Source organism: Amycolatopsis sp. NPDC089917 (genome assembly GCF_040684635.1).
GTDB lineage: Bacteria > Actinomycetota > Actinomycetes > Mycobacteriales > Pseudonocardiaceae > Amycolatopsis.
The window spans coordinates 81,962-103,417 of sequence record NZ_JBFBGL010000028.1 but is presented as its reverse complement, the minus strand read 5'-3'; the positions used below and the strand labels follow the sequence as shown (position 1 = coordinate 103,417).

Below are 21,456 nucleotides of genomic sequence, written 5' to 3'. Positions count from 1 at the left end.
TTCTCGGCCGCTGGGCGACCACGAGTCGGTGACGAACCGATCCGCCGATCGGCGTGAATTCGGTGGTTTAGACCGCGCCGCGCGAGGTACCTCCCTGTCATGAGCGATGAAGTCGTGGTACCGACGGCCGAAGCCGCCTTGGCGGTCTCCGTCGATCAAACACTCGGGATCCGGCGTGTTCTCTTGGCCGCCGGCGTGGGCGGGGTCATCGCCTTGCTCGCGTGGCTGGCGCTGTGGCTGGCCATCAACCTCTGACCCACCGTGAGACCAGGACAGTAGGTACGCGAACGATTTCGAGGCACACCTCGGGACATCGTGTCGCGATTTCCTCCTCGACCCGGGTGGCCGCGGTCTTGAGCAGCGCGACCCATTCCTGGACCGGGTCGGCGCGGAAGAGGGTGGTCGGCGTGGCCACCGCGTTGATGGCGCTCTCGATCAAGCTGCCGTCCTTGCCTCTCCTGGTCTGCATCGCCGTGCCCGAGCGCTCGGCTGGTCTCTGACGGCCACGGTGCTGGTGCGCGGGGGCCCGCTCACGGATGGCCCCGACGACGACATCGTGCAGTGTGAGGTGTTCGGCCCGGTCGCCACCTTCGAAGTCTTCCGCACCGAGGACGAGGCCGCGCGGTTGGCGAACAGCACCGAATTCGGCCTCGCCGCGTCGGTGTGGACCAACGCCTGGGCGGTTGTCCGCGACGAGTTCGAGGAAGGCGGCTTCGGGCAGAGCGGAATCGGCCGCCTCAACGGTCCGCGGAGCCTTGAAGCGTTCCAGGAGATCAAGCACCTGGTACGCGTCGTTCCTGCGGAGTAACGAGTCTCGCCACAGCCGCCGAACTCGGCCGCACGTCGGTGGCAGCACTAGGGGTACGACCGTACGACGCGGATCTCTTCCTCCATGATGCGCGACTCGGCGACCCGGTGGGCCCGGAGTTCGATGCTGTCCGGGTCCGGGATCGCCACGATGACCAGGTGGCGGCCCGAGCGTTCCTCGTCCAGGTAGGTCACGTCCGCCTTGGACAGGTACGCACCCGCCTCGACGCGGGAGTGGTAAAGGATGACGTGTTCCTCGTCGTTCTCAGCCATCTCCTTGAACGCCTGAAGTTGTTCGAAGGGGTCGAATTCCCAGAACACGGGGACGGTCGAGCGATTGGTGATCTCGATCAGCCGCTCCGGAAGACCAGTCGCCTTCGGCCCCACGACCATCCCGCACGCTATCCGCGGGTAGACCCGCCGGACGTGTGCGATCATCGCCTCGCAGATCTCTTCGCTGATGGTCAGGACGGACTGGCCGCGCCCGGCCCCCGATCCGCTTCCGTGCGCCGTCGGCGGCTGGTGGATCACCACATCCGGCCGCACCCACGCCCGGTTTCGGCCCAACGCCAGGTCCTTCGCCGTGTTCCGGAACGCGCCCTGCGGGATCGGCCGCCCCTTGGCGCGTAGCGCTCGGGACACGACATTGAACACTTCGTCGACGTCGAGCAGTTCCGGCCCGTCGGGAATTCCCTTGCCGAGCAACTGGACCAGCTCGGCGGTGAACGCGGTGTGCGGCTCGTCCTGCGGGGCGACCGCCATCCGGTTCTCGTGTGCGGCGGCGAGCACGGCGGTACCTTCCGCCGCTGCCATCGCGGCGATCTGACGGCCGTCCATGCTGTTCAACGCGCGCCCGCTGAAACAGCAGTCGAGGATCACGACCCGACGCGCCGGGCCACGCATGATCGCCCGGCGGATCCATTCGTACGGTGTGGCGGTCGCGTGGACCCGTGTGGTCTCGGTGTTCCGCGAAGCCAGATACAGCGTTCCGTCGTGTTCGTCGATCAGCCCATGACCGGAGTAGTAGACGATCAGCGTGTCCGACGCCGCCGCTGCGGCACCTGAGATCGCCCGGTCCAGGTCGTCCGGTGTCACGGAACCGGTCAGCAGCACACAGTTGTCCTCGGGAAGTCCCAGCACGTCACGGGCCGTGAACAGCTCGCGCAGGGTGGTCAGGTTGTTGGCCACACCAGGTAGGTCTGGCAGAGAGTCGTACTCGCTGACACCGATCAGGACCGCGTGTGTTCCAGCCGCATCGGGGAGAACCGCCATCGTGCGATTTTCCCACACCGCGGGAGGCGGTTTCGGGCGATCGGCTGCACACGGCTACCCGCCCGACCTACCATTCCGAACCATGACCGGTAGCACTGTGCTGATCACCGTGGAAGGCGAAGACGACGCGCTTGCCCTGCGAGCGTGGCTGAACGCCGAGGACGACTTGCGCGGACGCGTGACGATGCACCGGCAGCCGATGCCCGAACACGCCATGGGACAGGTGCTCGACACCGTGTCGGTCGTGCTCACCAGCGGTGGCATCGGTGCGGTCACCACCTCGCTCGTGGCGTACCTGCGAACGCGGGGCATGAAGGTCAAGATCACCGCCAAGGTCGGCGACCGCACCGCCACCATCGAAGGCGAACGGCTGAGCAAGGCCGCGTTGCACGAACTCAACGAAGCTGCCACCGCAATGGCCAAACAGCTGGGTGAGAGCCAAGCCCCTTAGTCGATTCCGGCAGTCGAATGAAGGACGTGAATCCACATTGAGCACGAGGACGCCGGAACATGCCGGGGGCGTTGAGATCTGCGATTGCCCGTCAGCGCAGCTCCGGGCCGCGGCTCACGGTGCGGCGCAGTACCGCTAGCTGGAGGCCGAGGACGACGCCGACGCCGATCGCCGCGGTGGAGACGGTCGCTTCGGCCACGGCGGTCCACGCGCCGGGGACCTGGGCGAAGACCTGCGACAGGCTCAGGTACAGCGCGGGGCCCGGCAGCACGGCACCGGTCAGCCCGGGGATCGTGACGACGGCAGTCGGTACCCGCAGTATCCGTGCCGCCGCGCCGGCCAGGACGCCCAGCACCGTGGTCGCGAGGAAGATCGCCAGCGGCGCGGCCAGACCGAGCGCCGAGTGTCCCACCCAGTTCACCAGGGAGGTGACGACACCGGCTCCGCAGGCGAGCGGCCACCGGCGCGCGGGGGTGCCCATCAGGATCGCGTTGCCGAGGGAGCCGACCATCGCGGTCACCGGCACCAGCGCGAGCGGCAGCGCGGCCAGCTGGACCCGGCCCGCCTCGCCGAGGATGTCGAGTCCGTTCGCCACCGAGACCACGACCATGACGCCGGTGACGATCGCCCCGGTGAGCAGCAGGACCGTGACGGCGCGCGCGGCCGCCATCAGGTGGTAGTCGCCGACGGCGTCTTCGACGAGTGACACCAGGGTCAGGATCGGCAGCAGCAGGACGAGATTGGCCGCGGCGAGGCTCGCGGCCTCGTGCCCGTCGAGCAAAGCGAGCGACAGGAGCGAGATCGTGGCGACGAGCACGGTGCTCGCCTTGGCCGCGATCTGGAAGAACTCCGCGATACCGACCATGCCCAGCGCCCACCCGACGCGGTTGGCGAGCACGAACAGCGCGGCCGCCACCGCCGCGGCGAGGACGGTGCCGTTGGCCTGCAGGCAGATCATCGCCGCGAGCAGGCACCCGCCGAGCAAACTGACGTACCACGGCCAGGTGGGGCCCGCCGTCGCAAGCTTTTCGATCGTGCGCTCGGCCTCGTCCGGCGTGATCTCGCCGGTGCCGGCGCGGACCGCCAGTGCTTCCAGGTCTTCCATCCGCCCGATGTCACGGGCGTCGTTCGCCTCGACGCTTCCCAGCAGTACCACCGGTTCGCCGTGCGCGTGCGGACAGTACTGGAGATGGATGGCCCGGACGCCCACGGAGATCCGCAGCTCCTCGACGCCGCCCGCGGCCGCGAGCCGGCGGAGGGTGCGCACGATGACGTCGGTTTCGATGCCTTGGCGGAACATCTGCATCGCCACGTCGAGAGCGAAGGTGAGCACACGTCGCGCCCGCGCCCGCTCGTCGTCGTCCATGACGGGCACGGTAAAGGGCCGATCCGTTCCGCCTCGCGATCCGAGCGGGACGATCGCCCGACTTCGCCCGATCGTGCGCGGTCCGCCAGCAGGGCTCAGGCGCGTTCGTTCGACCGGGTGGGGCATCCTCCGGCGAGAATCGGTTTAGGCTGGGCCGTCGTGGTCCGGCGACGCGATCCGAGGGGGAGCTCTGCCAGCGTGAATGTGCACGATGTTCCATGGCGACCGATGTTCGACGCCGCTGCTGCGCTCGGCGACGACGCGCTCATCGATGAAGTCACCCGGCTCGCCAGGGTCGTCGGGGACGGTGACGGCGGTCGGGCCGACGAGCTCGTGGTGCTCGCCCGCGTGTTCGACCACCGGTACTTCACCCGCACGACCGGCTTCCCGGCGTCGAAGGCCGGGCCGCTCCGGCTGACGGAGATGGCGGTGCGGGGGACAGCGGCCGAATGCCGGGCGAGTGGCGACCTGGACCTCATGGTCATGCACATGCTCAGCGACAGCGCCCCGGCCGACTACACCGACATCGCACAGCGGGGACCGGGATACGCCGTGATCACCGCAGGACATCTCCGGAACGCGTTCTCCGGTCCGGTCCCGCCGCACGAGGCGATGCGGGACATGAGCATGGCGATACTGCCGGTCGAGCTTCCCGGCGAGGACGAAGCCCCGGTCGTGGTGTATTCGCTGCTGACCGGCGCGGCCGCCCGGATTCTCCACGCCATCGGCCAGGCCCGCGACCCGGCCGACGTCGTCGCGGGCGCCCGTGAACGCATCGTGCACCACCGCCCGTTCTCCTGGGAGGCCGGATCGGGGGAAGCGACGTCGCGCACCCCAAAGTGAGGCAAGGCCGGCGAAGGTCAACGCCGATCGTGCGGACGGCGTAGCGTCGCGTGGGTCGCGGACGACTGTCCGTAAGTGACGAGAGGAAAGTCGGCGAGCGGGGCTCTGCTGCTCAGCGCGGCGGCGCTGCTTGCCGGGATGACACTGCTGTTCGGATGGGTCGACTGGCCGACGTTGGCTCAGTGGGCGCGTCCGCGCGCGATGACGCTGGCACTGTTCGCCGTCGCCGCGGCAGGGGTGGTCGCCGCTGGGTGGCGGATGCGGGGGCCACGCGCTTCCGGGACCCGGGCGGCGGGGATGAGCTGGTGGGTCGTCCTGGCCGCCGCGATCGTGGTGGTCGTCGTGGCCTGGGGCGCAACCAGCTGGCTGCTGGGGGAGGCTTCGGCGGCGAAGGATCCGGGTGCCGCGCGGGTCGACGCGATCAAGACAGGGCTTGGCATCGGCGCGGGCACGACGGGCATTTTCGCGCTACTGCTGGCGGTACGGCGGCAATGGCACAGCGAAACCGACTCGACCGAGAAGAACGTCACCGAGCTTTACACCAAAGCCGCCGACCAACTCGGCTCTGCCGAAGCCCCTGTCCGCCTGGCCGGTCTCTACGCACTCGAACGACTCGCGCACAACAACCCCGCGCAGCGGCAGAGCATCGTCAACGTCATCTGCGCCTACCTGCGCATGCCTTACACACCGCCCGGATCCGAGTCCGGCCCGGCGGAGTCAGATCCGGCACAACGTCAAGCATCGTTCCAGGAACGCGAGGTACGGCTCACCGGGCAACGCATTCTCACCGGCCACCTCAACCCTTCCGACCGCAGCGCGTTCTGGGACGGTATCGACCTCGACCTCACCAACGCCCGCCTCATCGCCTTCGACCTGAGCAATTGCCGGCTACGGACCGCCCGCTTCATTCGAGCGACTCTCGACGGCAACCCGCGGTTCCGTGGCGCGACATTCACCGGCACTGTTTCGTTCGGTGCTGCGACGTTCACCGATGCTTGGTTTTACGACGCGCAGTTCCAGGGCGACGCCTGGTTCGGCGGCGCGACGTTCGCCGGCACCACCCGATTCGACGGTGCGAGGTTCGCCGGCATCGCCCGGTTCCCCGAGGCGACGTTTGCCGGTGATGCCTGGTTCGGCCGTGCGACGTTCATCGGCGACGCTCGCTTCCTCGAGGCGACGTTTCTCGGCGACGCTGAGTTCGACGGCGCGAAGTTCACCCGCGACGTGTGGTTCGACGGCACGAGGTTCATCCGCGGCGCGCGGTTCACGGGTGCGACGTTCACCGAAGACGCGAGGTTCGGCGACGTGATGTTCACTGATGATGCGTGGTTCGGCCGCGTGACGTTCACCGAAGACGCACAGTTCGACGGCGCGACGTTCACCGGTGAAGCCGGGTTCGGTGGCGCGACGTTCGCCCGCGGCGCGAGGTTCACAGGTGCGACGTTCACCGGCCCTGCCTCGTTCGACCAGGCCACGATCACCCGCACCGTGTCGTTCGACGAGGCCACGTTCGCCGGCTCCCTCCCCGCGATCAGCCACAGGCTGGCGGAGAAGACCTCATTCGCCGACGCCATCCTCACGGTGGCTTCTCATGGCGACACCGGGCATGCGGGTCTCGTTGTGGATGCGCGCGGGAAACAAGCGGCGGCAAACGACTGATGTGGCATCCAGTCTCGGAGTCGCAGTCTCTCGTATGGTCGAAAGTGGACTGTCTGAAGAGGACTGCAGAGAGTAAAGAGCCCAGGTTGGCGAGAGGTCGGCACCCAGCTAGTCACGCAGGCCGAGAGCCGAGCCGACGCCGCCGAGACCTGTGTTGCACGAACGGAACAGCGGGGCCGGCTCGACCGCGGTCCGGTCTCCACACACGATTCGCGGACCCCGGCACGTCGAAATCCGAGTCCACCGTGTGAAACGGACGTATCGGCGCGACGCATGTGCTGCGCTCGGGAACGGTGGCCTGGTCCGCTACCGCGGTGGCGTTGTCTACCAGGCCTCGGTGGTGCGGCAATGCGCCGTTGGTGCACGGCCTGCGGGGTGAACCAGGGCGTTGAGCGCTAGCGCAGGTACGCGAGGAGACCCACTTCTGGTTCCAGTGCGCCGGGCTGGGCGAGGGCATGAAAGTCGGCCTCGACGGCGGCGCGATCCAGTGCGTGTGCCCGAACGGCTTGGTAGCGCACGATCGAGTAGAGGAAGACATCGAGGTTGTCGAACTGGGTGTTCGCCTCGATGACCTCTTCCTCGTGGAACCAGACGGCGACGCGGCCGTTGGTCAGCACGACGTAGAGGTTTCCGCCGCCGTCGGAGGCGATGGACCACACGTCGTCATCGGAGAGGGCTGTCTCGTAGTCGGAGTCGAGGATCTGGCAGTCGTTGCCGGCGAAGTCGAACCCGTAGGAGTCGTCGGTCACGTCGACGACCCACGGCAGCGTCCCCGACCTGACTCTGCGGTCGAACGCTGCGAGCGCCGCGGCGGCGTCCTGCGGTAGCCGGGCGAGGAACGGCTCGATCGGCCGGATCGGCTCAGTGATCCGGATAGGTGGCCGGTCCGGGAACCAGCGGGCCAGGTCGGCGTCAAGGTCTCGGTCACCGTAGCCTGCAAGCTGGTCGACGGTGAATTCCATCCGATGAGCATAGTGGTGTGCCATAAATGTCGAACCGGTAATCGATCTCGCGGCGCGATCGGCCGCCTGTGTTCACGATGTCATGAGCTGGAGGCGCTCTGAGGTCATCTCCCGAAGACCGGACACCGGATTTCATGCCACGAGGGCAAAACCTTGGCCTCAAGTCTGGCTACGCCGTCCGAGCAGCTGGGCACCACGTCGTCCTCGATTTTCCACAGAACGTGACCCGGCCGGGGCCTCTTGAGGGACTGTCCACGTCTCACGGCTGCCGTCTGCCGCGTGACCTCCGTTCGAACGGCAGAGGTTGCTCAAAAGTCTTAGCTCCTGATCAAACGAGGCCCTTGGCTTCGGATCAGGTCCGCTTGCGGCTCGCGATCTCGTCAGAGAGCCGCTGCACGTTCGTCGAGGCGGTGCACGGTGACGACTCCGGCGTGGGTCGGGCCGTCGTCGGATTTCCAGGCGACCCGTTCGTCCGGGTGCTGTTCGGTGACGGCCGCGTCGAATTCGCGGGTCACCCCGGCGATGCTGATCGTCCAGTGGGTGTGGGTGTTGTCGCTTTGCTCGATGCGTTCCACGCCTTCCATGAAGCGCGGGAACTCGGTGAACTGGGTCCACTGGTTGTAGACGTCTGTGACCGGCGCCTCGACGTCGACGGACTTGGTGATTGTGCTCATCAAGCGACTCCCTGAGGGCTGGCCTGTTTCCTGTTCGCCTCCTGTTACCCCGGCACGACCGGCCGAAACCAGCTCGGTCATCGAACGCGTCATCGGGGCCCTCAGCGGGTATACCGCGATCGCGAGAGGAACGCGGCCGCCGTGGCGAGCGTGGGACAGGAAAGAGCGTCGAGTGCCTTCTGAAGATGCCGTGAGCGGCCGGATCGACGTGTTCGCCGCGGATGGCGAGGTGGGTCGCGATCTGGTCGAGGTGGACTGGGCGGCCACTCCGCTCGGACGACCCGACGGGTGGCCGCTGAGCTTGCGGACGGCTGTCGGCATCCTGCTGTCGTCGCGGTTCTCCATGTGGATGGCGTGGGGGCCGGACCTCACCTTCGCCTGCAACTCGGCCTATCGGCACAACTCATTGGGACGGAAGTACCCGTGGGCACTCGGTCGCCCGGCCAACGAGGTGTGGGCGGAGATCTGGGACGACATCGGCCCGCGCGTCGAAACCGTGCTGTCCACCGGCAAGGCGACCTGGGACGAAGGTCTGCTGCTGTTCGTCGAGCGCTCCGGCTATCTGGAGGAGAGCTACCACACGTTCTCCTACAGCCCGCTGTACGACGACACCGGCCAGGTGGTCGGCTTGTTGTGCGTGGTGAGCGAGGAGACCGACCGGATCATCGGCGAGCGCCGGATGGCGACGCTGCGAGACCTCGGCTCGGACCCCAGTGTGATCACCACCGAAGCCCAGGTGCTCGCCTTCGCCGTCGGCCAGCTCAGCCGGAACACCCGTGACCTTCCTTTCACCCTGATCTACCTGTTCGACGACGACGGGTCGGCTCGGCAAGCCGCGTCGACCGGCCTCGCGGCGGGGGTTACCGTGCCGTCGCCTGAGTTGCCGGTGAAGCAGATGGCCGAGGGCGGGACGGTGCTGATCGATCTCGACGAAGACACGACGGCCGGGCTGCCTGCCGGGGAGTGGCCCGCGCCTCCCACCCAGGCCCTGGTCATTCCGCTGAGACAGCAGGGAGGCGTGCCCCAAGGGTTCCTGGTGGCCGGGCTGAACCGGTATCGCGACCTCGACGACGGCTACCGCGGCTTCATCGAACTGGTGGCGACGCACATCGCCGCCGGGATCACCAGTGCCCGCAGCTATCAGGCGCAGCAGCGGCGCGCGGAGGAACTCGCGGAACTGGACAGGGCGAAGACGGTCTTCTTTTCGAACATCAGCCACGAGTTCCGCACCCCGCTCACCTTGATCATGGGGCCGGTGAAAGGGCTGCTTTCGAGCGCGTCGAGCCTGGACGACGCCGTTCGCGCGGACCTGGAAGTCGTTCACCGCAACGGATCTCGGCTGAGCAAGCTGGTCAACACGCTGCTGGACTTCTCAAGGATCGAAGCAGGGCGTATGCAGGCCAGCTTCGCACCGGTGGATCTCCCGGCCGTGACCGCGGAACTGGCCGGCGTGTTCCAGTCGGCCGTCGAGCGGGCAGGCCTGCGGTTCACTGTCGAGTGCCCGGCCCTGGACGAGCCGGTGTACCTGGATCTCGATCTGTGGGAGAAGGTCGTCTTCAACCTCTTGAGCAACGCGGTGAAGTTCACGTTCGAAGGCGCCATCATGGTCACCGTGGCCCAGGACGCGGCGACGGCGACCGTCGTCGTGGCCGACACCGGGGTAGGAGTGCCCGCCAAGGAGATGCCGCATCTGTTCGAGCGGTTCCACCGGATCGAGAACACCCGCGCCCGCTCACATGAAGGCAGCGGGATAGGCCTCGCGCTGGTGCGTGAGCTCGTGGAGTTGCACGGTGGCACCATCGACGCGGACAGCGCCGAAGGCGTGGGCACGACGTTCACCGTTCGGCTCCCTTTCGGCTCCGCTCACCTCCCCGCCGGCTCGCTGGCCGAGTCCGGTGACCGTTCCGGTTCCGGCTCCACCTCGGAACCGTATGTGCTGGAGGCCGGGCGCTGGTCCTCCGAGACACCGGACATCGCCGGGGCCGCCGAGACCTCGGCGTGGCGCCAGGCCACCCCCGCCCGGGTGGTGATCGCCGACGACAACGCGGACATGCGCGAATACCTGACCCGGCTCCTCGCCGGGGCGGGCTACGTGGTCGAGGCCGTCGCGGACGGCGGTGAAGCGATCAACGCCGTTCGTGCCAGACCACCGGACCTCCTCATCAGCGACGTGATGATGCCGGGTCTCGATGGGCTAGGCCTGGTCGAGAGACTGCGCGGTGAACCGCGCACCGCCGCGGTGCCCGTCCTGCTGCTCTCGGCACGAGCCGGTCAGGAAGCCTCCATCGAGGGGCTGCGAGCCGGCGCCGACGACTACCTCGTCAAGCCGTTCGCCTCGGCCGAACTGCTGGCCCGCGTCCGGGCGAACGTCGAACTCGCCCGCTTGCGCGCGCGGTCCGCCCGGTGGCGTGCCGCGCTGATCGACTCGCTGCAGGAAGCCTTTTTCGTCTGTGACGAACACGGAGCTGTCGTCGAGATCAACAACGCCTTCACCGAGATCCTCGGATACGGCCCGGAGAGCCTGCCGTACCAGCCGGTCCACCCGTGGTGGCCGGACGCGGACACTGATCCCGACGCGCACCGGCTCGTCTCCGACGCCTTCGACACCGTGCTGCGCGATCGGCGTGGCAGCTACACCATCCCCGTCGACCACCGCGACGGTCACCGGCTGTGGGTCACCGCCAGCTTCAACCAGGTCGAAGATCCCGACAGCGGAAGACGTGTCACGGTCGGCACGTTCCGCGACGTGACCGCGGAGCACTACGCGGTCCAGCGCCAGAGCGCCCTCTCCGGCCTGAACCAGCAACTCGCGCAGGCGGACTCCGTCGACGAAGCTCTGCTCGCCGCGATGGACGAGCTCCGCCGGGTCTGGAAGGCACGCCGGGTGCTGGCCGTCCTCTTTCCCGCACAAGGCCGTGACACCGATCCGGTGATCGTCGGCGACCCGGTGCGCTGGGAGGACCTGGCAACTCGATCCCGGCAGGCAGTCAGCGCTTTGCGCGGCTCACACCCGCTGAGCCTCGTGGCGGGCGAGCCCGGCACGGTCGGAATCTCGCTCCAGCACCCGGGTGGCGCCTTGGTCCTCTGGCTCGAACTGGCCGAAACACGGCCGATCACCGCCGAAGACGAGACCTTGTTGACGGTACTGGCCGGACGGCTGGGACAAGGCCTCGCCAGGGTGCATCAGATCGATCAGCAGCGGGAAGTCGCGCTGGCGCTCCAGCACGCGATCCTCGGTCCACACCGGCTACCCGAGGGCTTCGCCGCCCGGTATCAGCCGGCCAACAGCCCGCTGCAGGTCGGCGGTGACTGGTATGACGTCGTCGAGCTCGAAGACGGACGTATCGCCCTGGCCGTCGGTGACTGCGTAGGGCACGGTCTCGCCGCGGCCACCGTGATGGGACAGTTGCGCAGCGCTTGCCGCGCCCTGCTGACGGAGAACCCCAGCCCGGCGGCGGCCTTGACCGGATTGGACCGCTTCGCCGGCCATCTGCCCGGCGCCGTCTGCACCACCGCGTTCTGCGCGGTGCTCTCACCGGACACCGGCGAGCTGAGTTATGCCGCCGCCGGGCACCCACCGCCGGTGCTGGTCGGCGCGGACGGAACCGCTCAGCTGCTGGAAGGTGGCCGATCGATTCCGCTGGGTGTCCGGCCCGGCAGACCGCGTCCTGAGGCACGCGTCGTCATCCCTCCCCGGGCCACGCTGCTGCTGTACACCGACGGTCTCGTCGAACGGCGTCGCCGCTCGCTCAGCGACGGTATCGACCGCGCCGCCGCGCTGATCGCCGAGAACAGCGACTCCACCCTCGAATGCCTGGCCGGACTGCTCATGTCCGAGCTGGCTCCGCCCGATGGATATGAGGACGATGTGGCATTGCTGACCTATCGCAGTCCGGGCCCACTCGATGTGAGCTTTCCCGCCGACGTGGGCGAACTGGCGTTCGTGCGAAGGGCGTTGCGCGAATGGCTCCAGCGCTGCGGGCTGGACGCCGACCTGCTGCAGAACATCCTCGTCGCGGCGGGCGAGGCCACCGCCAACGCCGTCGAGCACGGCCATCGCGACGATCCCGACGGCCTCGTCCGGCTTCAGGCCGCCGCCTCGGCCGACAGCGTGGACCTGGTCGTCCAGGACACCGGCTCGTGGAAAAATCCCAGCGTCGACGAGGTCTCCGATCGAGGACGCGGCCTGATCCTCATGCGCGCCTTCATGGACGAGGTCACCGTCGAACAAGGAGATGCCGGAACCACCGTTTATCTGAAGGCGAGGTTTTCCTGATGGGCGCTCAGCTCACTTTCTCCACGGACAGCCGTGAAGACGGTGTCGTCCTCCTGGTCGCCTCCGGCGAGATCGATCTGAGCAATGTCGACGCTTTCGGCGGCGCGCTCGCTGACGCGACGCGGAACGGTACGGCCATCGTCGACCTGCGCGGGGTGGAGTACCTCGACAGCGGCGGTATCCACGCGCTGTTCACCTATGCCGACAAGATCCGCATTCGCACCGGCCCGCTGCTGATGCCCGTCCTCACCGTCAGCGGACTCGCGGAGCTCGTCGACGTCGAGCAGTGATCAGCCTGGCCGAGCACGATATCTACCGCACCGACGACCTCGCGGGGGAGGACCGTTGGCCGGATTTCACCCTCGACCGCGGCGGCCGGGAGAACGCCGGCCAGCGATCTTCGATGGAGAGTCAACGGCGCGATAGACCTCGTGACGTGGGCTCTTGAATTCGATCGCTCAGGTGTCTGTGAAGATCGATCAGCCGGTGTACGGTGAGTGGTGCGTGGGGTTCAATCCGTAGCTTCGCGTGCACGATGCCGACGTCCGCCCGCCACGCCCTGGAGAAGGGGTCGTGAGCGGCCCGGCGACGCGTTTCCGCGAGTTCCTTCGTGCACATAGCGCAGGCCCACTTGCCGTCCCGTGTCGTCCCGATCACCGGGAGACCACCATGACTTCGACCCACCACACCGATGGCCGCTCCGCCGCCGTTCTCACCACTCCTGGCCCCGGCGGGCTGGGGTTCTATGCTCGGCCTCTCGAGGCGCGACCGACGGGTGTCTGGCACCACACCGTGACGACCGATCTCCTGATCCTCGCCGTATCAGGTGAGCTGGACATGCGTACCGCGTCGTTGCTCCGGCAAAATCTGTCCCAGCCGCTGCCCGCCGCCACGGTGTTCGATCTGTCTCAGCTGACCTTCCTCGGCGCGGCCGGGCTGGAAGTGTTGCAGGCCGAGGCGAGCAGGGCGGTGACCGAGCGCCGCCGCATCGGCCTCGTGACCGATTCCGCCGCGGTACTAAGGATTTTGCGGCTGTTCGATCTCGACGTGCGCGTCCCGGTGTACCCGTTGATGAAGACCGCGGTTCGCGAACTGACGCGGACCGAGGGGCCTGACTCGTTCTCCTGACCCAGTGCCGGCCGGTGCCTACACCGTGGTCGCCGGCCGGTCGTCACCGGGAATAGCGGTGTGGGGAAGGCCGGAGTAAGCAGCCAGGCGATCGACAAGGGCTTCGCAATGTGGAGGCGACGAGATGTCCCTGTTCGACATGACCTCACCCTCGTAGGCCTTTCGCGTGAACGCGGCCACTACCCGGGGCGCGGGAAGGAGGTCGGCCCCGAGACGCTGGACCACGAGAAGGTCCGCCGCGCTGTCCATTTCGAGAGCCAGCGCCCAGCCCTTTAGTTCGTTCCACACCAGGGCGACGTCGCACCCGGTGTGTTCGGGCAGCCTCCGCTCCAAGGCGATGTACGCCCCGGCAGACGGATCGAGTTGCGCGTAGTAGGCGTTTCCGCTCAACCCGAGTTCCCCGATCACGATCCGCACGTAATTGTGCAAACCTCGGACGGCCGCTCCGCCGAACTCCGATTCCATCCCGTTTCGCTCCTCTGTGCGTCTTGTCGTGACACGACGCCGACTGCTTGACGCGGCAACGGGGATCGACCCGTGCGAAAGCAGGATGTCCACAGGGAGGCCGATTCAAACCTGGATTCGCCACGCTGCCGGGACGGGCGGATCTGTCACGGTGAAGACCATGACCACACCCGGACCGGAGCCCGAAGACGCTCCCGGCTTGGAGCCCGGCGGTTCCGTTTCCGCGGAGGGTCACCACGGTCAGCGTATGGTCGAGCGTCCGCAAGGCGGGGCAGAATCGTGCCCTTGTCGCTCGGAGAACGGCGAAGCTTCGAACTCAAAGCGGCTTCAAGCGGATAAGAGCTCTTGACCGCAGGTACCGCGTACCTGGAGGCCGGACGGGTGCGGTCTCCTTGACGTCCGCCGCTCGCGTGCGCGGCGGCAGTACCGCCACTCGGGACAGGGCGCCCGGCGGCCGATCGGGCGAATCTGACGCCGATGCTGCGCCAGTCGGCTCAAGGCGGCTACTCCGGTCGCGACCGTTATTGCACCGGGTTGTCCCGTTTGCTTCACCGGCTCGCGGATAGTCTGCGTCTTCTATTGCTTATCACTCGAACAGGCCACGTTGCAGGCGTATTGAGGTTGGGGTAGACATTAGTCATCGCACATCGACGAAATCTTCTTGATCTCGTTCTCATCGAGAGCGTGGGGGAAATAAATGCAGGAAATGCGATCTTTTGCTCCTTGTGCACACTTGCTCGATAGGGTTGATTCACCTTTTCTCGATTGCGTCTGGGACACCGTCGCGCTGTTGCTGGCACAGGCCGGCGTCGTCGACATCCGGACACCTTTCGCGCACCAATGGGCATTTCGGACCATCGAGGACGTCCACACTGGCGTGATGGTCGACCTGCCGCCGCGTGCACGGGTCAGATCAGTACGGCGCTTCACTGGGTTCTGGCCGGAGTGGCGGCCGATCGGAAATATCGCCGAAGCGATCGAGGAATGGCGCGACGAACTACGAGACGGGCGGGCGGTCGCGGTCACCGGCGACGCGTTCCGGATGCCGTGGCTGCCGTATTACGAAAACGAGCACATGACTCATGGATTCGTCGTCGAAGGCGTCGGGGACGGTCGTGAACCGCAAATACACGTGGTCGATCCCTACGAAAACGTGACCCATTGGGGGCGTGCCGAACCCCTGGCCACCAAAATCGCGCTCGGGGACCTCGGGCACGCGCTGGACCAGGGCTCGTGGGCGACGTTGCGGTCGTCCGGGACGCGGGAGCCGATCGATCCCGTCCGCGAGGTGCTGTCGAACTGCGAAGCGATCGACGGCGCCCACCGGGAGGGGACGGTGGCCGCTTTCCTCGGCGCGCACCAGGAACTGACCGCCGAAGCACTCAAAAGGCTGACGCTGGAGACCTGGTTGCTCACCAGGGACCGGGAGTTGCACGCGCTGTGGCTCGCCGATCAAGGAACGCCCGTTGAGGACTTCGCCCTCGCCATGGCCGAGGACGTCGTCCCGAAGTGGCGGAAACTGCGGGAACTGACCTATGTGGCAGTCCGGCGCGCCGAAGCCGGCCGTTCGGTCCCCGCCACAGTGACCGACGCGTTGGCCGCGGCGCTCGATGCCGAAGCCCGGACCGCGCGAACCCACCTGAACGCCGACCGGATCCGGAGGGTGACGCAGTGAAGGCCATCCATCACCGATTCTTCGCCAAGGCCGCCGAACAACCGGATCGGCCCGCCGTGACCGACGGCGACGGCCGTGACCTGACCTACGGTGAACTCGCCCATGCTGCCGGAGTGCTCGCGGCCGAGCTTGTCGGAACTCGCGGCCGGATCGCGGTCGTGAGCCGCAAACGAGCCAGTGCGGTGGTCGCGTTCCTGGGCTGCCTCCGCGCCGGAATCCCTTATGTTCCCATCGATTCCGGTCTACCGGAGGAGCGCCGACGCTTCATCGTGGAAGACGCCGGCTGTACCCGCGTGTTCGACGACCTCGATCTCGGCGCTCTGCTCGACGCGCCCGGCGGACCCGCGGCGCCGCCGGGTCCGGCACCGGGAGACGAGGCATACGTGCTGTACACGTCCGGTTCGACCGGCGAGCCCAAGGGGGTGGTGATCACCCATGAGAACGCCGCGGCCTTCGTTTCCTGGGCGGAGCGTGCCTTCCCGCTCGACCCGGCCGATCGGATCGCGGTGCACGCACCGTTGCATTTCGACCTGCCCGTGTACGACCTCTTCGTCGGTCTCGGGGCGGGAGCCTGGCTGCACCTCGTCCCCGAACGAGCCGCGCTGTTCCCCCAAGCCTTCGGGCGGTTTCTCCGTGAACGCCGCATCACCCACCTTTACGCGGTGCCGACCGCGCTCAGCGCGCTGGTCCGCCGCACGAAGCTGGCCGAGGAAGGGCTGCCGGACCTGCGCCGGGTGCTGTTCGCGGGCGAGGAGTTCCGTGCCGCGCCGCTGGCCGACCTCATGCGCGCGCTGCCTCAGGCCCGGATGGCGAACCTGTACGGCCCCATCGAGACCAACGTCGTCACCAGCCACGTGGTGGGGGCCCCACCGGAACCCGGCGTCCGGATCCCGATCGGATCTCCGGTCGACGGCACCACGATCGGGTTGCGGACCGAAGACGGGAACATCAGCGTGGAAGGTGCCGCGGAAGGGGAACTCGTCGTCGCCGGTGATTGCGTCACGCCGGGATACCTCGGTCGTCCCGGGCTGACGGAGGCGGCGATGGTCCACAGTGGACCTCGCCGATTCTATCGCACCGGGGATCTCGCCCGGCGCGACGAAGACGGGACACTGCGCCTGCTCGGACGCAACGACGGATTGGTCAAGACCCGCGGCTACCGCGTCGAACTCGGCGACGTCGAGGCCCAGCTCGCCACCCATCCGGAGGTCGACTCCGTCGCCGTGGTCGCCGTCCCGGATCCGGCGCTGACCAACGAACTGCACGCGGCCGTGGTCCCGCGGGGCGCGGCCGACCACGAATCACTGATCCCGGCGTTGCTGCGGCACTGCCGCGATCACCTGCCGCACTACATGGTGCCCGCCCGCGTCCACGTGCTCGACGGACTGCCGACCACCGGCACCGGCAAGACATCCAAACGCGCGCTGATCGGCGCGCTCGACCTCGACCGAGGAGCGGAGACCCGATGACCCCGGCCACCTCGCCGCCCACCGCGGCGCTGACCGAATCCATCACCGGCACCATCGCCGATCTGCTCGGCCTCACCACGGACGACGTGGTCGCCGAGAGGACCCTGTTCGACCTGCCGGGTTTCGACTCGGTCGCCATCGTCAGCGTGCTGGAACGCCTAGAGGACCGCTGGCGCGTCGAAGTCCCCGCGGACGGCATCGTGCCGGAAGCCTTCGAGACCGTGGACTCCCTCGCCGGCTTGCTGAGTGTCGCCGGCGCGGACGGAGGACGGTCATGACCGCGCGTCTGCTGCACGATCTGGTCGACCTCCGGGCGACCGGCACGCCGGACGCGCCCGCCGTCGTCCGTGGTGACCTGACCTGGACCTACCGTGACCTCGCCCGGCGTTCGCGGACACTCGCGGCCTGGTTGACCGCGCAGGGCGTCGGGCGCGGAGACCGGGTCCTCATCGCGGCGCCGCACGCCGCGGACACCGTCGCGCTGCTCTACGCGACCTCGCGGATCGGAGCCGTCTACGTGGTGGTGAGCGATCAGACGCGGCCGTTCCACCTCGAGCACATCGTGCGGGACAGCGAACCGAAACTGGTGCTGGCCTCGGCCGAGGCGCAGGAGGCGTTCGCCGAACTGGCCTCCGGTGTCCGAAAGCTCGACGAACTGCCGGACGAGCACGACGGCGAGCCCGCGTCCGTCACGGTGACGGGCACCGACATTCTCAGCCTGATCTACACCTCGGGCAGTACCGCGAAACCGAAGGCCGTGGTGTCGACGCACCACCAGGCACTCTTCGCCATCGACGCCATCACCGAGAAACTTGGCTACCTGCCTGAGGACCGGGTGTTCTGCTGTCTGCCGCTGTCCTTCGATTATGGGCTTTACCAAGTGTTCCTGGCCGCGTCGGCTGGTGCCTGCCTGGTACTCGGTGATGACGGCGACGCCGGGCCCGCGCTGTTGCGCACCTTGGAGGCGCGCCGGATCTCGGTACTCCCACTGGTCCCCGGCCTCGCCGCGACGCTTCTGCGGCTCGCCGGACGGGCAGGCCGCCTGCCCGGGACACTCCGGCTGGTCACCAACACCGGCGCGGCGCTTTCCCCGGCGACGTCGGCGAAACTCCGCGAGTACGCGCCCGAACTGCTGGTCGTCCCGATGTACGGGTTGACCGAATGCAAGCGTGTCTCGATCGAAAGCCCGAACGCCGACGTCGTCAGGCCCGGTTCGGTGGGGAAACCGCTGCCGGGCACCGAAGTCGTCGTCCTCGGCGAAGACGGCGAGGAACTGCCCACCGGACAGGTCGGTCAGCTCGCCGTGCGCGGGCCGAACGTGATGGCCGGGTACTGGCGGGCACCGGAGCTGACCGCCGCCCGTTTCCCGCGCGACGAATTCGGGCGCGCCACACTTCTCACCGGCGACCGGTGCCGCGTCGACGGCGAAGGCCACATCTACTTCGACGGCCGTGACGACGACATCTACAAGCAGAACGGGTTCCGGGTCAGCGCGATCGAGGTCGAAGGAGCCGCCGCTGACGTCGACGGTGTCACCGAGGTCGCGGTCCTGCCACCGCGAGACGGCCGCCCCGCCGTCCTGGCCGTCACCGGATCACTGGACGAAGTGAGGCTGCGCGCCGAACTGAACCGGCGGCTGGAGCCGCACAAGGTGCCCGACCGTCTGCTGGTCCTCGCCGAGATCCCGCACGGTGTCAACGGAAAGGTCGACAAACGAGAACTGGAGGCCGCGCTGTGACGACCACGCCCACCGCCGTCGCCGAACGGTTCGGCACGCCTGCCTTCGTCTACGACCTGGATGCGATCGAACGAGCGCACGCGGATCTCGTCGCCGCGCTCCCTCGACCTTCCACCGTGTACTACTCGGTGAAGGCCAACCCGCATCCGAGGGTGATCGGGCTGCTCCATGCGCTCGGGTGCCGTGCCGAAGTCAGCTCCACCGGCGAAATCGACGCCGCGCTCGGGGCAGGCGTCACGTCCGATGCGATCCTGCTGACCGGTCCGGCCAAGACCGAGGGGACCGTGGCCCACGCCCTGGAGCACGGCGTCCGGCGCTTTTCGGTGGAGTCGCCGGAGGACCTGACGCGGGTCGACCGGCTGGCCGCCCAACGCGACGTCCGCACCGAGTGCGCGTTGCGGATCAACGCCGATCTCGCCGTACCTGGTGCCGGGCTGAGCATGACCGGCACGTCCTCACAGTTCGGCGCCGACCTTTCGTGGGTGCTGGCGGAGACGCCGCGGTTCGGCAGCAGGCCGCACGCCACCGTCTCGGGACTGCACCTCTACATGGGCACGAACCTCACCGAAGAGAAGGACCTGCTCGCCCAGTTCGAGGTCGGCATCGGCATCGCCGCGAAACTGGCGACGGTGTTCCCCGGCCTCACCGAGGTCGACCTCGGCGGCGGTTTCGGCCTCCCGTTCGCCCGCGCCGGTGACCGTCCGGTGTTCGGTGGGCTGGCCGCCGGTCTCGAAGCGCTGCTGGACGAACAGCTCCCCGGCTGGCGTGACGGCACGCCGTCGATCTCGTTCGAGTCCGGCCGGTACCTCGTCGGCGACTGCGGGGTGCTCGTCAGCCGGGTGGTGGACGTCAAGTCCTCCAAAGGGACCCGGTACGCGATGCTCGACACGGGGGTGCACCACCTCGGCGGGATGTCCGGACTGCGGCGCATCCCGGCCGTCTCGGCTTCCGTGCACGGCGCTGGCGGCGAACACACACCCGGCGGCGAACCCACCACCGTGGCCGGACCGCTGTGCACCCCGCTCGACGTCCTCGCCCGCGGCGCGCAGCTCCCGCCGCTGGCCACCGGGGACCTGGTCACCATCCCCAACACCGGCGCCTACGGCCCGACGGCCAGCCTGCTGGCCTTCCTCGGCCACCCCGCGCCCGCCGAAATCGTCGTCACGGACGGCCGTGTCGAATCCGCGTCCCGACTGACCGTCGGCCGGGACCCGCTCTGACTGGAGGAACCATGGACACCGAACGTTTCAACCTCGTCCTGCGCAAGCACCTCACGAACCTCGAACCGGGACAGGACCTGACGGCCGACGCCAAGCTCAAGGAGCTCGGCCTGAACTCGATGCGCGCCATCGACCTGCTCTTCGACCTGGAAGACGAATTCGGCGTGCAACTTCCCGACGACGCGATGACCGACAGCACCTTCGCCACGCAGGGCGCGCTGTACGACCGGGTCCGCCAGGCCCACGACGCGGGGGTGAGCAGCTGATGACCGCGACCGCGACGGAACCGGCCACCTTGGCCGAGCGGACCGCCGAGGTCATCCCGGTGCTCCGGGAACACGCCCGAGCGATCGACGAATCGGCCGAATTCCCGGTGGAACAACTGGCGGCACTGCGCCGGTCCGGACTGATGGGACTGCTCGTCCCGCGTGAGTTCGGCGGATTCGGTGGCGATCTCACCGACCTGGCCAGGGTCTCGGTCGAACTCGGCGGCGCGTGCGTGTCCACCGCGATGATCTGGGCGATGCACTGCCAGCAGGTTTCGGCCGTCGTCACCCACGGTGGCCGCGAACTGCGGGAGAACCTGCTGCCGAGGATCGCCGGTGGTGAGGTCTACCTCGCGTCAGTGACCAGTGAACGCGGCAAGGGCGGGCATCTGCTCACCGCGGACGCGCCGCTGACGCCGTCCGGCTCCCGGCTGGCGATCCACCGGGACGCTCCGATCGTCACCGGCGGCGCGGTCGCCGACGGCTTCCTCGTCACGATGCGGAAAGGACCGGACGCGGGCTACGACGACGTCTCCCTCGTCTACGCCGACCGCGCCGACCTGGAGGTGACCGTCGGGCGAGGTGAGTGGAACCCGATGGGCATGCGCGGCACGCACAGCGTTCCGCTCACCTTGACCGGCGAGGTCGCCCCCACGAACGTGGTGGGGGAGCCTGGGGAGTTCCGCGACGTCGCGATCCGGACGTTCGTGCCCACCGGGCACGTCGGCTGGGCCGCGTGCTGGCTAGGCGGCGCCCGTGGCGCGCTCTCCGCGGTGCTGGAGATGATCCGCTCTTCCCGCACCCGCGGCCAGTTCGATCCGGCGTCGGAGCTGCTCCGGCGGCGGCTGGCCACCGCCCGGCTCGACCTGGACGCCATGGCGGCCCTGCTGGGGCAAGTCGTCCGGGACGCGGAGACAGCGCCCGATCCGGAAGCTGTTCCGGTGCAGTTGCGGCTCAACGGCTTGAAGGTTTTCGCCGCCGAGCGAGCGCTGGCGGTGGTCGACGGACTGATCGAGCTCACCGGACTACGGCACGGATACATGCGAGGATCGGCGATCCCGCTGGAGAGGGTCTTCCGCGATCTGCGCGCGTCCAGCCTGAACTACGCCAACGACCGGTTGCTCGACGCGAACGGCGCCCTGGCGCTGTTCGACCGAGACGTCACGCTGGACTGGTGAGGCGGCG

20 protein-coding genes and 1 pseudogene are annotated in these 21,456 nt (G+C 68.1%); 15 read left to right on the top strand and 6 right to left on the bottom strand.

Features of this window, described 5'->3' with window-relative positions:
• Positions 1-99 precede the first annotated feature (99 nt).
• On the top strand, positions 100-255 hold the full coding sequence (locus tag AB0N89_RS21495) for a hypothetical protein (protein ID WP_364207002.1): 156 nt from the start codon (positions 100-102) through the stop codon (positions 253-255).
• Here the strand turns inward: AB0N89_RS21495 and AB0N89_RS21490 are convergent.
• Positions 245-439, bottom strand: coding sequence for a hypothetical protein (locus AB0N89_RS21490; RefSeq protein ID WP_364207000.1), 195 nt, complete (start codon positions 437-439; stop codon positions 245-247). The genes AB0N89_RS21495 and AB0N89_RS21490 overlap by 11 nt on opposite strands.
• A gap of 75 nt (positions 440-514) precedes the next feature.
• Here AB0N89_RS21490 and AB0N89_RS21485 point away from each other — a divergent pair, with 75 nt between their 5' ends.
• Positions 515-808 carry an aldehyde dehydrogenase family protein gene (locus AB0N89_RS21485; protein WP_364206998.1) on the top strand — a complete coding sequence of 98 codons (294 nt, stop codon included), beginning with the start codon at positions 515-517 and terminating at the stop codon, positions 806-808.
• Between the two features lie 47 nt (positions 809-855).
• Here the strand turns inward: AB0N89_RS21485 and AB0N89_RS21480 are convergent, their stop codons facing one another.
• Positions 856-2,079 (bottom strand): caspase family protein, encoded by a 1,224-nt coding sequence (locus tag AB0N89_RS21480; protein ID WP_364206996.1) that lies wholly within the window; start codon positions 2,077-2,079, stop codon positions 856-858.
• An 82-nt stretch (positions 2,080-2,161) separates the two neighbouring features.
• Here AB0N89_RS21480 and AB0N89_RS21475 point away from each other — a divergent pair, with 82 nt between their 5' ends.
• The gene (locus AB0N89_RS21475; RefSeq protein WP_364206994.1) at positions 2,162-2,530 is read left to right on the top strand and encodes a hypothetical protein; all 369 of its coding nucleotides are present in this window, start codon (positions 2,162-2,164) and stop codon (positions 2,528-2,530) included.
• Between the two features lie 91 nt (positions 2,531-2,621).
• Here AB0N89_RS21475 and AB0N89_RS21470 read toward each other — a convergent pair whose 3' ends face one another.
• Positions 2,622-3,896, bottom strand: a complete 1,275-nt coding sequence (locus tag AB0N89_RS21470; protein WP_364206992.1) for a threonine/serine exporter family protein — start codon at positions 3,894-3,896, stop codon at positions 2,622-2,624.
• Positions 3,897-4,124: 228 nt separating this feature from the next.
• On the opposite strand from AB0N89_RS21470, the gene AB0N89_RS21465 reads away from it, so the two are divergent.
• Both AB0N89_RS21465 and AB0N89_RS21460 read left to right on the top strand, forming a co-directional pair.
• On the top strand, positions 4,125-4,739 hold the full coding sequence (locus AB0N89_RS21465) for a hypothetical protein (RefSeq protein ID WP_364206990.1): 615 nt from the start codon (positions 4,125-4,127) through the stop codon (positions 4,737-4,739).
• A 75-nt stretch (positions 4,740-4,814) separates the two neighbouring features.
• Complete coding sequence (locus AB0N89_RS21460; RefSeq protein WP_364206988.1) at positions 4,815-6,398, top strand: pentapeptide repeat-containing protein; 1,584 nt, start codon at positions 4,815-4,817, stop codon at positions 6,396-6,398.
• A 395-nt stretch (positions 6,399-6,793) separates the two neighbouring features.
• On the opposite strand, the gene AB0N89_RS21455 is transcribed toward AB0N89_RS21460, so the two are convergent.
• Together AB0N89_RS21455 and AB0N89_RS21450 are read right to left on the bottom strand one after the other, a co-directional pair.
• The gene (locus AB0N89_RS21455) at positions 6,794-7,360 is read right to left on the bottom strand and encodes a hypothetical protein (protein WP_364206986.1); all 567 of its coding nucleotides are present in this window, start codon (positions 7,358-7,360) and stop codon (positions 6,794-6,796) included.
• Positions 7,361-7,758: 398 nt separating this feature from the next.
• A pseudogene (locus tag AB0N89_RS21450) lies at positions 7,759-8,034 on the bottom strand (SRPBCC family protein); the annotation flags it as partial.
• Between the two features lie 172 nt (positions 8,035-8,206).
• On the opposite strand from AB0N89_RS21450, the gene AB0N89_RS21445 reads away from it, so the two are divergent.
• The 3 genes from AB0N89_RS21445 (at position 8,207) to AB0N89_RS21435 (ending at position 13,438) form a co-directional block, all read left to right on the top strand.
• Positions 8,207-12,310, top strand: a complete 4,104-nt coding sequence (locus tag AB0N89_RS21445) for a SpoIIE family protein phosphatase (protein ID WP_364206984.1) — start codon at positions 8,207-8,209, stop codon at positions 12,308-12,310.
• Positions 12,310-12,600 (top strand): STAS domain-containing protein, encoded by a 291-nt coding sequence (locus AB0N89_RS21440; RefSeq protein WP_364206982.1) that lies wholly within the window; start codon positions 12,310-12,312, stop codon positions 12,598-12,600. Before AB0N89_RS21445 ends, AB0N89_RS21440 begins: the two co-directional genes overlap by 1 nt.
• 379 nt (positions 12,601-12,979) lie before the next feature.
• Entirely contained in the window at positions 12,980-13,438 is a 459-nt protein-coding gene (locus AB0N89_RS21435; protein ID WP_364206980.1) for an STAS domain-containing protein, read from the top strand.
• Between the two features lie 18 nt (positions 13,439-13,456).
• Here AB0N89_RS21435 and AB0N89_RS21430 read toward each other — a convergent pair whose 3' ends face one another.
• On the bottom strand, positions 13,457-13,903 hold the full coding sequence (locus AB0N89_RS21430; protein WP_364206978.1) for a DUF6292 family protein: 447 nt from the start codon (positions 13,901-13,903) through the stop codon (positions 13,457-13,459).
• Positions 13,904-14,693: 790 nt separating this feature from the next.
• Between AB0N89_RS21430 and AB0N89_RS21425 the strand changes: the two genes are divergently transcribed.
• The 7 genes from AB0N89_RS21425 to AB0N89_RS21395 are packed head-to-tail and all read left to right on the top strand — an operon-like array spanning position 14,694 to position 21,449.
• On the top strand, positions 14,694-15,578 hold the full coding sequence (locus AB0N89_RS21425) for a hypothetical protein (protein WP_364206976.1): 885 nt from the start codon (positions 14,694-14,696) through the stop codon (positions 15,576-15,578).
• Positions 15,575-17,047, top strand: coding sequence for an amino acid adenylation domain-containing protein (locus tag AB0N89_RS21420; protein WP_364206974.1), 1,473 nt, complete (start codon positions 15,575-15,577; stop codon positions 17,045-17,047). Before AB0N89_RS21425 ends, AB0N89_RS21420 begins: the two co-directional genes overlap by 4 nt.
• Positions 17,044-17,325, top strand: a complete 282-nt coding sequence (locus tag AB0N89_RS21415) for an acyl carrier protein (RefSeq protein WP_364206972.1) — start codon at positions 17,044-17,046, stop codon at positions 17,323-17,325. Before AB0N89_RS21420 ends, AB0N89_RS21415 begins: the two co-directional genes overlap by 4 nt.
• Positions 17,322-18,785: a class I adenylate-forming enzyme family protein gene (locus AB0N89_RS21410; protein WP_364206970.1), complete on the top strand. Its 1,464-nt coding sequence runs from the start codon at positions 17,322-17,324 to the stop codon at positions 18,783-18,785. The genes AB0N89_RS21415 and AB0N89_RS21410 overlap by 4 nt, the downstream gene beginning before the upstream one ends.
• On the top strand, positions 18,782-20,005 hold the full coding sequence (locus AB0N89_RS21405) for a type III PLP-dependent enzyme (RefSeq protein ID WP_364206968.1): 1,224 nt from the start codon (positions 18,782-18,784) through the stop codon (positions 20,003-20,005). Before AB0N89_RS21410 ends, AB0N89_RS21405 begins: the two co-directional genes overlap by 4 nt.
• An 11-nt stretch (positions 20,006-20,016) precedes the next feature.
• Positions 20,017-20,271, top strand: a complete 255-nt coding sequence (locus AB0N89_RS21400; RefSeq protein ID WP_364206966.1) for a phosphopantetheine-binding protein — start codon at positions 20,017-20,019, stop codon at positions 20,269-20,271.
• Positions 20,271-21,449 (top strand): acyl-CoA dehydrogenase family protein, encoded by a 1,179-nt coding sequence (locus AB0N89_RS21395; RefSeq protein ID WP_364206964.1) that lies wholly within the window; start codon positions 20,271-20,273, stop codon positions 21,447-21,449. Before AB0N89_RS21400 ends, AB0N89_RS21395 begins: the two co-directional genes overlap by 1 nt.
• Positions 21,450-21,456: the final 7 nt, after the last annotated feature.

What these genes read in the sequence shown, in the direction of transcription:
- AB0N89_RS21495 (WP_364207002.1), top strand. Translation starts at nt 100, where the DNA reads ATGAGCGATGAAGTCGTGGTACCGACGGCCGAAGCCGCCTTGGCGGTC.
- AB0N89_RS21480 (WP_364206996.1), bottom strand. Translation starts at nt 2,079, where the DNA reads ATGGCGGTTCTCCCCGATGCGGCTGGAACACACGCGGTCCTGATCGGT.
- AB0N89_RS21475 (WP_364206994.1), top strand. Translation starts at nt 2,162, where the DNA reads ATGACCGGTAGCACTGTGCTGATCACCGTGGAAGGCGAAGACGACGCG.
- AB0N89_RS21470 (WP_364206992.1), bottom strand. Translation starts at nt 3,896, where the DNA reads ATGGACGACGACGAGCGGGCGCGGGCGCGACGTGTGCTCACCTTCGCT.
- AB0N89_RS21465 (WP_364206990.1), top strand. Translation starts at nt 4,125, where the DNA reads ATGTTCGACGCCGCTGCTGCGCTCGGCGACGACGCGCTCATCGATGAA.
- AB0N89_RS21455 (WP_364206986.1), bottom strand. Translation starts at nt 7,360, where the DNA reads ATGGAATTCACCGTCGACCAGCTTGCAGGCTACGGTGACCGAGACCTT.
- AB0N89_RS21440 (WP_364206982.1), top strand. Translation starts at nt 12,310, where the DNA reads ATGGGCGCTCAGCTCACTTTCTCCACGGACAGCCGTGAAGACGGTGTC.
- AB0N89_RS21435 (WP_364206980.1), top strand. Translation starts at nt 12,980, where the DNA reads ATGACTTCGACCCACCACACCGATGGCCGCTCCGCCGCCGTTCTCACC.
- AB0N89_RS21430 (WP_364206978.1), bottom strand. Translation starts at nt 13,903, where the DNA reads ATGGAATCGGAGTTCGGCGGAGCGGCCGTCCGAGGTTTGCACAATTAC.
- AB0N89_RS21415 (WP_364206972.1), top strand. Translation starts at nt 17,044, where the DNA reads ATGACCCCGGCCACCTCGCCGCCCACCGCGGCGCTGACCGAATCCATC.
- AB0N89_RS21410 (WP_364206970.1), top strand. Translation starts at nt 17,322, where the DNA reads ATGACCGCGCGTCTGCTGCACGATCTGGTCGACCTCCGGGCGACCGGC.
- AB0N89_RS21400 (WP_364206966.1), top strand. Translation starts at nt 20,017, where the DNA reads ATGGACACCGAACGTTTCAACCTCGTCCTGCGCAAGCACCTCACGAAC.
- AB0N89_RS21395 (WP_364206964.1), top strand. Translation starts at nt 20,271, where the DNA reads ATGACCGCGACCGCGACGGAACCGGCCACCTTGGCCGAGCGGACCGCC.